The following is a 12383-nucleotide window of genomic DNA, read 5'->3' as shown; positions in this document are numbered from 1 at the left end:
GGGTAAGAACCCGTCGACCCGCGTATCCCCGTCCCGACCGTACTGATGGAGGTGAACCGCCGTGGCGCTCTCGATTTCGGCGGTGGTGCTGCTGGCGATCATCGTCTTCCTGCTGATCCGGAAATCCGGACTGAAGGGCGGACATGCGGTGATCTGCATGCTGCTGGGGTTCTACATCGCCAGTTCGTCCGTCGCGCCGACCATCTCGGACCTGACGTCGAACGTGGCGGGGATGATCGGGAGTATCAAGTTCTGACCGCCTGCATCCGTCCGCATCCGCCTTCCGATCGCGTGTACCCGCATTCCGTCCGGGTACGCCCGCGCTGACGCCGTCGGCGGGGAGCGGGGGACACCGGGGCCCGCCGGGCTCGTAGGGTGGTCCCCATGAAGGACCTCCCCGCCCGCCGTCTGCTGCTGGTGCACGCGCACCCGGACGACGAGTCGATCAACAACGGCGCCACCATGGCCAGGTATGCGGCCGAGGGCGCCCACGTCACGCTGGTGACGTGCACGCTGGGCGAGGAGGGCGAGGTCATCCCGCCCGCCCTCGCCCATCTCGCCGCCGACCGCGACGACACCCTCGGCCCGTACCGGGTGGGCGAGCTGGCCGCGGCGATGAAGGAGCTGGGCGTCACCGACCACCGCTTCCTCGGCGGGCCGGGCCGGTTCCGGGACTCCGGGATGATGGGCACCGAGCAGAACGAGCGCCCCGGCGCCTTCTGGGCCGCCCCCGTGGACGAGGCCGCCGCCCCGCTCGTGGAGATCGTCCGGGAGGTCCGCCCCCAGGTCCTGGTCACCTACGACCCCGACGGCGGCTACGGCCACCCCGACCACATCCAGGCCCACCGGGTCGCCATGCGCGCCACCGAGCTGGCCGCCGACCCGGCGTACGGCACGGGCGCCCCGCACACCGTCGCCAAGGTCTACTGGAACCGTGCGGAGCGGTCGGTGGTGGAGGCCGCCTTCGCGCACCTCCGCGCGACGGCCCCCGACGCCTTCCCGGGCATCGCGGCGGTGGACGACGTCCCCGGGGTGGTCGACGGCGACGAGATCACGGCCGAGATCGACGGATCGGCGTACGCCGGGGCGAAGGCGGCGGCGATGCGCGCCCATACGACCCAGATCGCGGTGGCCGACGAGGGCCCCTTCTTCGCCCTCTCCAACGACCTGGGCCAGCCGCTCCTGACGACCGAGTGCTACCAGCTGGTGCGGGGTGTCCCGGGGGCCGTGGCCGGGGCACGGGAGGACGACTTGTTCGCGGGGGTGGCGGAGGCGGAGACCGCGACCGTGCCGGAGGCCGGGGCGGGTGCCGTACGGGGATCGGCGGCGGGTTCCGCTTCGGGTGCCGGGCCGGATTCCGTATCGGGTCCGGCCTCCGCATCGGGGGCAGGCGCATGAGCGGGCAGAACGGCAAGGGCCCGGGCCGCGACCGTGATCGTGCCCGTGCGGCGGGCGGCGACGCACCGGCCTCCGGGGCGGCGCGCTCCAAGGCGGCGCGCTCCGGGGCGCCGAGCAGCGGCAACGCCCCGCGCTCCGGCGCATCGGGCAGCAGCAAGGCGGCCTCGCGCACCGGCACACCACGTACCGGCACACCGGCCCGGGCCCCCGAAGACGTCGGCTACACCGGCTTCACCAGCCGCCCGAACCCGGGCCGGATCGCGGCCTACTTCGGGCTCGCGGTGCTCGGCGCGCTCGTGGCGCTGGCCGGGACGCTGGTCCAAGCGGCCTGGTTCCCGGGCGGGTTGATCATCGCGCTGGCGGGTTCGGCGGGCCTCTTCTACGGCGGCCGCATCCTGACCGGCACCCAGATCGGCGCGCTCGCGCCCGCCGTCGGCTGGTTCATCACGGTGTTCCTGCTGCTGTCGGGCCGGCCGGAAGGCGACTACGTCTTCGGCGACGAACTCGGCCTGGCGCTCTTCACGCTCGGCGGAACGGCCGTGGCTGTGATGTGTGCCACGACCTCCAAGGTGCCGCAATCAGCCACCCGTCGTGGCCGGTCCGGTATCTGAAGTGCTAAGTCCGCGCCCGGAATGCCCCCCACAGGTGTGATGCCGAGGTGGAGGTTTCTCCCGGTCGCGGAGTGTCCTGCGGCGGCGGCCAGTATGGTGGTGCGCGCGCCGAGCCGTCCCCTGGCCTGCGGCATGGGGGAAGTACGGGCGGCGGAGCCAATCGGGAGAACCTGCTTTGAGTCGTGAAACTGACAGTTCGTCCTCCGGGCCCCAGGGGCGCGGTGGAGCCGCGTACCCGTCGGGTACGCCGCCGTACGGATCCCGCCAGTATTCGTCGGCGGCCGGCTCGGACGAGTCTCCGGAATCCGTCGATCCGCCCCGGCCCGAAGAGCCGAAGACCGAGACGACGCTGACGACGCGCATCCGGATCAACATCCCCGGGTCGCGTCCGATCCCGCCGGTCGTGATGCGTACGCCGATGGCCGAGAGCGACCTCGCCACCGGCCGTCCCGACGCGGAGCGCACGGGCTCGACCCCGCGCCCCGGCACACCGCCGACCGCGCCCTCGGGCCTGACGGACGGTGCCGCCGCGTCGGCTCCCTCCTCCGCGGCGCAGGCACGGAACGCCCGTGACACCCGGGACGGCGGCGGTTCCGCCGATCCCTCCGCCCCGGCGGCCTCCGGCTCCACCGCCGCGGACGAAGGGGCCAGGGCGAAGTCCGGGAGCGACTGGTTCGCCCCGCGCAAGAGCCCGGCCCCGGCGCCCGCACCGGCCTCCGGTTCGGCGGGCATGCCCGGTTCCGGTTCCTCCGGCGCGGGCCCGCTCGGCGCGAGTGGCGCGGGCGGTCAGGGCGGTCCCGGCTCCGGCGCCCCCGGCTCCGGTGGCCCGGGCGGCCCCGGCGCGGCGGGTCCCGACGGTGGCGCCCGGCCGCGTCCCGACCTGCCGTACTTCTCGGACGCCGCCCCGCGCCCCGGCAACGGACCCGGCACATCCGGTTCCGGCATCCCCGGCCCGGACACACCCGGCTCGGGCATCCCGGGCCTGGGCACGTCCGGCTCCGGCGGTCCCACCAGCGCCCTGGACGGCTACAGCGCCGAGCCCCCCGGCTCGGCGGGCCCGCGCTCCACGCCCGACCCCGGTGTCCGCACACCTGGCCCGGGGCGACCCGGTGGGCCCGGGCCCTCCGGCCCCACCACGGGCCCGGTCACCGGCACCTCGTCCCTCACTCCCGACCTGGACAGCATCCCGGGGCTCGGCGGCCCCGGCCCGATGGTCCCGGGCGCCCCCGGCGGCGTACCGCCCCGGCTCTCCGACGACACCGCGATCCTGACGCCGCAGTCCCCGGCACCCGACGCGGGCCCCGGCGGCCATGTCTCGGGCGACACGCTGACGAGCGGCATCCCCGTGGTGCCCAGCGAGCCGCGCTCGACGTTCCCGGGCGGGCCGGACGGTCCCGGCGGCGCGTTCCCGGGCGGCCCGGGCTCGGGCGGAGGCCCCTTCCCCGGGGGCCCCGGCGGCCCCGGCAGCCCGTTCCCGGGCGGCAACGACCCGTTCGCGGACGGGCCCGACAGTCCGGGCGCGCCCACGACGCCCCGCCCCGCGGCCGCGCGCCCTGCGCCGACGCCCGCAGCCCCCGCCAAGAAGGGCCGCTCCAAGCTGGTCCTCCTCGGGGTGGCCGCGGTCGTGCTGCTCGGCATCGCCTACGGCGCCGGACTCCTCCTGAACCACTCCGAGGTCCCCAAGGGCACCACGGTGCTCGGGGTCGACATCGGCGGCGGCACGAAGGAGGAGGCGGTCGTCAAGCTGGAGGCCGCCCTCGGCGAGCGCTCCCGGGCCCCGCTGACGCTCTCCGTGGACGGCAAGGAGGAGAAGCTGGACCCGGAGAAGGCCGGTCTCACCCTGGACAGCCAGGAGACCGTGCGCGGAGCCGCGGGCAGCGACTACAACCCGGTCTCGGTGATCGGCTCGCTCTTCGGCGGGGCGCGCGCCGCGGACCCGGTGATCCCGGTCGACGAGGAGAAGCTCGGCGTCGCGCTGAACGACCTGGCGGGCACCGCCGGTTCGTCCCAGGACGGCACGATCCGGTTCGAGCCGAACAAGGCGATCGCGGTCCCGGGCAAGCCCGGCAAGACCCTGGACGTCGGCCAGTCGCTGATCTCCGTCCGCGACGCCTACCGCGCCCAGGTCCAGACCGGCCGCCCCAAGGTGGTCGAACTCCCCGTCGCCACCCGGGAACCCACCATCACCCAGGCCGAACTGACCCGGGCGATGAAGGAGTTCGCGGAGCCCGCGATGTCCGACCTGATCACCATCAAGGCGGGCCCGAAGCAGATCCAGTTCGGCCCGGCGAGGTCGCTGCCGCAGATCCTCTCCATGAAGGCCGTCGACGGCCGGCTGGTCGACGTCTACGACAAGAAGGCGATCACCACCCTCCTGGACGGCGTCTTCGACGGCATCACCGCCGTCAAGGCCGACGGCAAGCAGCACCCGGTCGACGCGGACGACGTGGCCCAGGCGATGAAGACCGCCCTCACCGGCAAGACCCCGGCGGAGCGCACGGTGACCATCGACCTCACCGGCGAGGGCTGACCCCCACCCGTACGCCCACCAGACGGCCCCCACCCGGACCCCCGGGCGGGGGCCGGCCCCGTTCCCGTCCCGACAGGCGCCCCGCCCCCGCCCGGCGCATCATGGAAGGGCGGGCGGGGCAGGACGGGTGCGTCGGAGGCGGGGCAGGGCCGGATCATGGCCGTGTGGCATGTGCGGGATTTCGTACCCGAGGATCTGGAAGGCGTTGTGCGCCTCGACTTGGAGAGCCGTACCAGTGGGGAGCCCGCCGTGTTCCGGCTCTCCGAGGTGGTTGCCGCGCTTCAGGGGGCGAACCCGGGGGTCGTCGCCGTGGCCGAGGGGCAGCTCGTGGGGGCTGCCGTGGGGCGGGTCGACGGGGACCGGGCGTGGGTGCTGCGGGTGGCCCTGCATCCGGCCTGGCGCAATCTAGAGCTCGGGACCGCGTTGCTCTCCGCGCTGGAGCAGCGGATGCGGGCGGCCGGGGCGGTGCTGCCGGAGGACGAGACGGGGGCCGCCGCGCTCGTGAACTCCGGGTTCCGGTTGCGCCGCGGGCTCTCGTACTGCGAGAAGGTCCAGTCCGTCACCGCCGAGGGGTCCGCCGTCCTCTCCTCGCTCGGCGCGACCGTGCCCCCGGCCGGGCTCTGGGAGCGGCTCGCCGGGTGGGGAGAAGTGAGAGAGCCCTCTCTCGTTACGGTGATGCTTTCCCGATGTGCCTGTACGCGTCAAGAGTTGTGCGCTGCGTTCGTGGGCCGGTGGGGTGCTCGTTGACTTGGTGAAGCGATGCCCCGCCCGCAGGCGGTGATCGTCGTGGCCCGGCCGGGGCCCGGACGCGCGGGTGTGCGGCGTACGGGGGACCATGGGGCCATGAGCTCGCCCGACGCCGGTCCGCCGCGCCCGGCCCGTGATGACCCCCCGCCCCCGGGCGCCGGCCGACGGATCAAGGTCTGGTTCCGCTTCGTCCCGCGTGAGGACTGGCTGCCGTACGACACCGAGGGATTGTGGGCGACCCGGCTGAGCGCCGAGACCGCCCGCGTCGACAACGTGCCGTTCCTCCAGGACGGGGTGGCCGAGGGCGAGACCGTACGGTTCACGACCGACGCGGACGGGGTGCACTGGGCCACCGGGCGGGTGGCCGCCTCCGGCAACTGCACCGTACGCGTGCTGCCCGTACCGGACGGGCCGCTCGGGCGGGACGCCCGCGCCGTGCACGAACGGTTCTCCCCGTTCGGACTGGGCGGCGAGGTCTTCAGCGCGGACTTTCCGCTGGTCGCGCTCACCGTGCCGGGCGGTGCGGACTTCCGGGCGATCAAGGCGCTGCTCGTCCGGGGGAGGGACGAGGGGTGGTGGCACTTCGAGGTCTCGTGCGCCACGGAGGCCTGGCGGGAGGCGTAGGGGTACGGGGGTGGCGTCTGGGGACGTGAGCGGCGGGGCGGGTCCGGGTGGTGTGGAGGTATGTGGCGCGGCGGGTCCGGTGCGTGGGTGGGGTGCACGGGGCACGTGGGGCACGGGGTGCGCCGACGCCGGGACGGCCTCCGTGGCGTGGTGGTACGCGGGGCGGCCGGGCGCCGGCCCCGGGGTGCGTCGGCGCTGGGCGGGCCCGGGGCCCAGCTCGGCGAGGCAGGCGTGTGGGGTCCTGAAGTCAGGCCGAGGAGCCCCGCCCTGAAGTCAGGCCGTGGGGGTCGGCGCCTTCCCGTCCCCCTCCTCCCCGATCTTCCGGATCACCCGGGCCGGGTTGCCCACCGCCACCACATTCGCCGGCAGGTCCTTCGTCACCACCGCCCCCGCGCCGACCACCGTGTTCTCCCCGATGCTCACCCCCGGGCAGACGATCACCCCGCCGCCCAGCCACACGTTGTCCCCGATCGTGATCGGTTCCGCCGCCTCCCACTTGGCCCGGCGCGGCTCCGGGGCGATCGGGTGGGTCGGGGTGAGGAGCTGGACGTTCGGGCCGATCTGGACGTCGGCGCCGATCGTGATGCGGGCGACGTCCAGGAACACCGCCCCGAAGTTCACGAACGTACGCGGGCCGACCACGATCTGGTGGCCGTAGTCCACCCGCAGCGGCGGGCGGATCTCGGCGCCCTCGCCCAGCTCACCCAGCAGCTCGGCCAGGGCCGCGCGGCGGGCCTCGGGGTCGGTGGCCGAGGTGGCGTTGAAGCGCTCGGTCAGGAGCGCCGAGCGCAGCGCGTCCGCCGCGATCTCCGGGTCGTCGGCGAGGTAGAGCTCGCCCGCGAGCATGGCCTCCCGCTGGCTGCGGGGCGCGTTCCGCGTGGCGTCCTCGGTGCCGGGGTTCCGGGTCCCGGTGTCCTCGGGCCCGGCGTTCTCAGCGGAGTTGGGGGTGTTCTGGCTGGTCACGAGGTCGTCGTCTCCTTCGTATCCTGCGCATCCCCCGTAGGGGATGATCCGTCCCCGTGCAGTCTGCCCGCCGGATCCGTCCCCTGTCCCGAAGGGTTCTGCCCCGGAGGTTTCTGTCCCGAAGGTTTCCGTCCCGAGGGGCTTCCCGCCCGCAGCCCCGGCGCCAGGGCCAGCGTCACCGCCACCGAGAGCGCGGCGACCGCCGCCATCCCGGTCCCCGGCGAGGTCAGCTGGGCGACCGACCCCGCGACGGCCGCGCCCACGCCCTGCATCGCGAGCATCCCCGAGGAGCCGAGCCCCAGGGCCTGGCCGCTCAGCTCCGGCGGGGTGAGGGCCATCAGCCGTTCCTGGAGCAGCAGGCTGGCGCTGAAGCCGACGCTCGCCACCACCACCGCCACCACCGCGACCGGCAGCCCGGGGTTCAGCGCGAACGCCAAGTACGGGGCGGCCAGCAGCAGCCGCAGCGGAGCGTCGAGCCGGGCGCGCCACCGCCCCGGTACGAACCGGCCCACCAGCGTGTCCCCGGCCAGCATCCCCAGGGCCCCGCACGCGAACAGGAGCCCCGCGTGCCCGGGCGCGTACGCGATGTACAGGGACTCGCACCCCACGACCAGCCCGTTGGGCACCCACAGGGCGAGGTACACCGAGCGGCGGGGTGCGGAGGACCAGAGCGCCGCGTTGGTCCGCCAGGTCTCCCGGACCGAGGCCCGGCCGGTGGCCCGGGGCGGCCGGGCGGCGAGCCCGAACCGGGCGAGGGCGGCGGCCACGACGTACAGTCCCGCCCCGGCCAGCAGCGTGCCGCGCGCCGAGAGGGCCGTCACCAGCACCCCGCCCACCGCGAACCCGGCGATCTGCGTGGTGCCGACCGACATGTTGAGCACCGAGCGGCCGAGCAGGAACCCCCGCTGCGGCAGGATCTCGTTGAGCAGTCCGTACCGCACCCCGCCGCCCAGCGAGGAGGCCACCCCGAGGGCCAGCAGGACGGCGAAGGCGGCCCACAGGGGCAGCCCGGGGACCGCCTGGGCCGCGGTGCCGAGCGCGAACAGCAGCGCCAGGCCCGTCAGCGTGGCGCGCGGCGGCAGCCGGTCCGCCGCCGAGAGCAGGGTGAGGGCCCCGGCGACCTGGGCCAGGGAGGGGCCGAACATGGCCAGCGCCGACAGCAGCGGTGAGCCCGTCGAGGTGTAGACGAGCGTGCCGAGGGCGAGGCCGCTCGTGGTCTGCGCCGCCACCTGCACGGAGGCGGTCGTGAAGAGGGGGAGGAACTCCGGGGTGCGGAAGAGCTCGCGGTAGGTGCGCATCAGCGGAGTGTGCGAGGGCGGTCAGCGGGCTCGTTACTCTTTCGCGTACAGGCGAAACGTCGAGCAACTGGGCGCCCGTACGGCGGTGGAGCCGGGCGTACGACGCCACTCGCGCACGCCACTCCCCTCCGAGGCATCCGGGAGGGGGGCCCGTGCGGCGGTGGTCGGCGGTGGAGCCGCGTACGGACGCCGCCCGCGCAGGCCGGACCAACCCTTCCCCCAACGCACCCGGGAGCACCCCATGGGCTGGTGGCAGATCAGCACCGACACCCTCGCGAGCAGCCGCTTCGTCGTCTCCCCGCTCGCGGAGACCGTGGCGAGCCTCAGCACCCTGGAGCGGGCCACCGCCGCCCACCCCCGGGAGCGGGCCTGGCTGGAGCGGTGGCTGCCCGCCTACCGGCGGCTCCAGGCCGACGACCCGCTCGCCGCCCGCATCGTCCGCGCCGCCCTCACCCCCCGCTGGAGCGCCGATTTCCTCACCCCGGCGCCCGTCCCGCCACCCGCCGGGCAGGAGCCGGACACGTTCGCGTCGGAGCTGGCGCGGGTCCGGGCGACCCAGCCCGAGGCGGCCCGCGCCGATCTCACCGTGAGCCTGGGCGGGCCGCTCCCCGCCGCGCTGGACCGGGACGATCTGGCGGAGCGGAGCGCCGACGTCCTGGAGTGGGTGTGGACGCGGACCGTGGAGCCGGAGTGGCCCGCCCGGCGCCGGGTGCTGGAGGCCGATGTCATCGCCCGGGCCGCCCAGTTGAGCCGGGGCGGCTGGGCGCGGGCGATCGACGGGATGCGGCCGGGGATGCGGTGGCTGGGGGAGAGCCGGCTCCAGATCAACACGTACGACAACCCGCCGCGCGAACTCGGCGGCGCCCAGCTCGTGTTCACCCCCGTCACCGCCGATGTGGGCTGGGTCTGCTGGGACATCCCGCACCGCTACGGCGTGGTCTACCCCTGTACGGGCGCGCTCGCCGACACCGGGCGCGCCCCCGTACCGCCGCAGGCGCTCGGCGCGTTGATCGGTCCGGCGCGGGCGGGCGTCCTGATGCTGCTCGCCTCGCCGCTCTCCACCACCCAGCTCACCGCGCTGACCGGGCAGGGACTGGGCTCCGTCGGCCGCCATCTGCGGGTTCTGCTGGACGCGGGGCTGGTGCGCCGCCGCCGGGACGGACGGTCCGTGCTCTATTTCCGTACGGCGGCGGGGGACGGGCTGGTGCGCGCGGCGGGCTGAATGCGCCCGGCGCGCGCCCCTGGCCGTAGCTGGGAAGTCACCGGTGGGCGATGCGCTCCGCATGGATCGCGCGCATGTATGAGTCGTGACATCGGTGACTATTGGTGATGCTCATCGTTATGACAATTTCTCTCTCGCCACGGAACGCCGAGCGAAGGGAATGTCGTGAATCCGGAGTACGCCGCGTACTGCCAGGCGGACCGCCGCTTCTACGACGCGCCCCACCGTTCCCTCGAAGCGGGCGCCGAGGAGCGGGCGTTCTACGCTCCCGTCCGCGGCGGAGCCCCCGAGGGGTGGACCCGCTCCCGGCGCGGTGACTGGCTCTCCTTCAGCCCGGCCGGGCTGCGGCTGCCGGCCCAGGGGTGGAAGCTCCACATATCGGCCGCCGCCGACAACGCGGAATCGGTGCTGGAGCGGGTCGCGGCCCACTGTCTGGCCCACCGGCTGCCCTTCAAGTGCGTACCGTCCCCCGCCCTGCTGGCCCTGCGGAACTCCAAGTACGCGGACCGGGCGGGCAGCGGCAAGTTCATCACCGTGTACCCGCACTCCGAGGAGACGTTCCCCGAGGTGTGCGCCGCGCTGATGGAGCTGCTGGAGGGCGAGCACGGCCCGTACATCCTGAGCGACCTGCGGTGCGGCAACGGGCCCGTGCACACGCGGTACGGGGCGTTCGCCGCCCGCTTCTGTACGGGCCCCGACGGGCGGCCCGTCCCCGCCGTGGCCGATCCGCAGGGGCGCCTGGTCCCCGACGACCGGGGCCCGGCCTTCCGGGTGCCCGCCTGGGTGACCCCGCCCGACTTCCTGCGCCCGCACCTGGAGGCCCGCGCCGCCGTCGGCCTCGGTGACCTTCCGTACACCGTCGAGAAGGCGCTGCACTTCTCCAACGGCGGCGGGGTCTACCTCGGCCGCGACACCCGCACCGGCGAGCAGGTCGTCCTCAAGGAGGCCCGCCCGTACGCCGGGCTCGCCGCCGACGGGGCCGATGCCGTCGCCCGCCTGGAGCGCGAGCGGACCGCGCTGGAGCGGCTGGCGGGGCTGGAGTGCGTACCGGCGGTGCACGACGCGTTCGAGGTCGGCGGCCACCACTTCCTGGTCCTCCAGTATCTGCCGGGCACCACCCTCAACACCGTCTTCGCCCGCCGCTTCCCGCTCGCCCGGCAGAACCCGGCCCCCGAGCTGCTCGCCGGACATGTGGCGTGGGCGGAGGAGGCGTACGGGAAGGTCGAGGCCGCCGTCGAGGCCGTGCACGCCCGGGGCATCGTCATCAGCGATCTCCACATGAGCAACGTCATGGTCGACGAGGAGTCCGGCCGGATCGCCCTGCTCGACTTCGAGGCCGCCTCCCCGGCCGCCGACCGCCGCCGCCAGATCGTCGCCAACCCGGCCTTCGTCGCCCCGCCCGACAGGCGCGGCACCGACATCGACCGGTACGCCCTCGCCTGCCTCCGGCTCGCGCTGTATCTGCCGCTCACCACGCTCTTCGGCATCGACCGCATGAAGGCGGCGGGCCTCGCCCGGGAGATCGCCCGCGTCTTCCCGGTGGGGGAGGAGCGGCTGCGGCCGGCGGTGGAGGAGATCCAGCGGGGGGCGGGGACAGCCGGTACGGGCGCGGACGCCTCTTCCCGTACGGACGCTTCCTCCCGTACGGACGCGAGTACGGGTGTGGGCACACGCACAGACGCAGGCGCAGGCGCAGGTACGGCGCCGGACGCCGACGCCTCCCAGCCGCTCCCGCCCGACCCCGGCGACTGGCCGGAGAGCCGTGCCGCGATGGCCCGCGCCATCGCCGCCTCCTGTACGCCCGACCGCGACGACCGATGTTTCCCGGGCGACATCGCCCAGTTCGCCACCGCGACCGGCGGCCAGTCCTTCGCGTACGGCGCCGCCGGCGTGCTCTACGCCCTGCACGAGACCGGCGCCCCGCGCTGCGAGCCGGCCGAGGAGTGGCTGGTGCGGCAGGCCAAGGACCCGGCCTCCGGCTCCCCGCTCGGCTTCTACGACGGGCTCACCGGCATCGCCTGGACGCTGAACCGGATCGGCCGCACCGCCGAGGCCGCCGACCTCGTCCGGATCGTCCTGGACCAGCCGCTGGAGGGCCTGGCCCCCGGACTGCACAGCGGGTACGCCGGTATCGGCCTCGCCCTCGACGACCTGGCCCGCACCGCCTCCGCCACCGAGGTCCCGGCGCTCACCGAGGCCGCCGGGCGCTGCACCGCCCTCGCCGTACGCGCCCTGCTGGACGGTCCGCCGTCCCCGCGCACCGGCCTCCTGCACGGCGCGACCGGAGTCGCCCTGCTGCTGATCCGCCGGTACGGCACCACCGGGGACCCCGCCCTGCTCGACGTGGCCGCCGCCGCCCTCCGGCGCGACCTGGACCGGTGCCGGGCCGGGGACGACGGTGAACTCCTCGTCGTCGAGGGCAAGCGGCTGATGCCCTACCTCGGAGCGGGCAGCGCCGGGATCGCGGCCGTCATCGACGCCTACCTCGCCCACCGCCCCGACGACGCGGAGCTGGAGGCGGCGGGCCGGGCCCTGCTCCCGGCCGCGCTCTCCGCCTTCTACGTCCAGCCCGGGCTGCTGCGCGGCTCGGCCGGGCTCCTCATGCACCTGGCGGCCACACCCCTGTGCGACGCGGAGACCCGGGAGCGGGCCGTCCGCCTCCACACCCGCCTGCTCGCCGGTCACGCCCTCACGTACGGAGGCGGACTCGCCTTCCCCGGCGAGCAGTTGATGCGGCTGTCGATGGACCTGGCCACCGGGACCGCCGGCTGCCTGCTCGCCCTGGGCGCCGCCCTCGGCACCACCCCGGGCGCCCCACCGGGCCCGGCCACCACGCTTCCCTTCCTCGCCGCCTCCGCTCCACCGGTGGCGCGACCCGGCCGCGCGAGCGGCCCCACGGACCGGCTCCTTCAGGGGTCGTAGCACCACCACCGCTCAACACACAGCCGGAGCAACGGGTTCCGGTTACCGTCCCAGAAAGGAAACACCAT

At 74.9% G+C, this 12383-nt stretch carries 10 protein-coding genes; 8 read left to right on the top strand and 2 right to left on the bottom strand.

What is annotated here, in order from left to right:
- The first annotated feature begins 61 nt into the window (after nucleotides 1-61).
- From DJ476_RS10635 to DJ476_RS10605, 6 genes are all read left to right on the top strand, one after another.
- The gene (locus DJ476_RS10635) at nucleotides 62-256 is read left to right on the top strand and encodes a hypothetical protein (protein ID WP_018490263.1); all 195 of its coding nucleotides are present in this window, start codon (nucleotides 62-64) and stop codon (nucleotides 254-256) included.
- 128 nt (nucleotides 257-384) lie between these two features.
- Nucleotides 385-1398 (top strand): N-acetyl-1-D-myo-inositol-2-amino-2-deoxy-alpha-D-glucopyranoside deacetylase, encoded by a 1014-nt coding sequence (gene mshB, locus DJ476_RS10630; protein WP_103416494.1) that lies wholly within the window; start codon nucleotides 385-387, stop codon nucleotides 1396-1398.
- Nucleotides 1395-2009 carry a DUF6113 family protein gene (locus DJ476_RS10625; protein ID WP_112490379.1) on the top strand — a complete coding sequence of 205 codons (615 nt, stop codon included), beginning with the start codon at nucleotides 1395-1397 and terminating at the stop codon, nucleotides 2007-2009. Before mshB ends, DJ476_RS10625 begins: the two co-directional genes overlap by 4 nt.
- Nucleotides 2010-2184: 175 nt before the next feature.
- Nucleotides 2185-4539, top strand: a complete 2355-nt coding sequence (locus tag DJ476_RS10615) for a hypothetical protein (RefSeq protein WP_208853486.1) — start codon at nucleotides 2185-2187, stop codon at nucleotides 4537-4539.
- 207 nt (nucleotides 4540-4746) lie between these two features.
- On the top strand, nucleotides 4747-5286 hold the full coding sequence (locus tag DJ476_RS10610; RefSeq protein WP_318294541.1) for a GNAT family N-acetyltransferase: 540 nt from the start codon (nucleotides 4747-4749) through the stop codon (nucleotides 5284-5286).
- A gap of 96 nt (nucleotides 5287-5382) precedes the next feature.
- Nucleotides 5383-5910 (top strand): DUF4265 domain-containing protein, encoded by a 528-nt coding sequence (locus DJ476_RS10605; protein ID WP_112490377.1) that lies wholly within the window; start codon nucleotides 5383-5385, stop codon nucleotides 5908-5910.
- A 273-nt stretch (nucleotides 5911-6183) separates the two neighbouring features.
- Here the strand turns inward: DJ476_RS10605 and DJ476_RS10600 are convergent, their stop codons facing one another.
- Together DJ476_RS10600 and DJ476_RS10595 are read right to left on the bottom strand one after the other, a co-directional pair.
- Entirely contained in the window at nucleotides 6184-6756 is a 573-nt protein-coding gene (locus DJ476_RS10600; protein WP_103416675.1) for a sugar O-acetyltransferase, read from the bottom strand.
- Nucleotides 6757-6869: 113 nt separating this feature from the next.
- Nucleotides 6870-8171: an MFS transporter gene (locus DJ476_RS10595; protein ID WP_112490376.1), complete on the bottom strand. Its 1302-nt coding sequence runs from the start codon at nucleotides 8169-8171 to the stop codon at nucleotides 6870-6872.
- A gap of 241 nt (nucleotides 8172-8412) precedes the next feature.
- On the opposite strand from DJ476_RS10595, the gene DJ476_RS10590 reads away from it, so the two are divergent.
- Nucleotides 8413-9393, top strand: a complete 981-nt coding sequence (locus tag DJ476_RS10590) for an ArsR/SmtB family transcription factor (RefSeq protein ID WP_112490375.1) — start codon at nucleotides 8413-8415, stop codon at nucleotides 9391-9393.
- A gap of 165 nt (nucleotides 9394-9558) precedes the next feature.
- Nucleotides 9559-12315, top strand: coding sequence for a class III lanthionine synthetase LanKC (lanKC, locus tag DJ476_RS10585; RefSeq protein ID WP_112490374.1), 2757 nt, complete (start codon nucleotides 9559-9561; stop codon nucleotides 12313-12315).
- Nucleotides 12316-12383 lie beyond the last annotated feature (68 nt).

This window comes from Streptomyces bacillaris (assembly GCF_003268675.1).
GTDB classification, from domain to species: Bacteria; Actinomycetota; Actinomycetes; order Streptomycetales; family Streptomycetaceae; genus Streptomyces; species Streptomyces bacillaris.
This window is presented reverse-complemented; position numbering and strand designations above follow the sequence as displayed.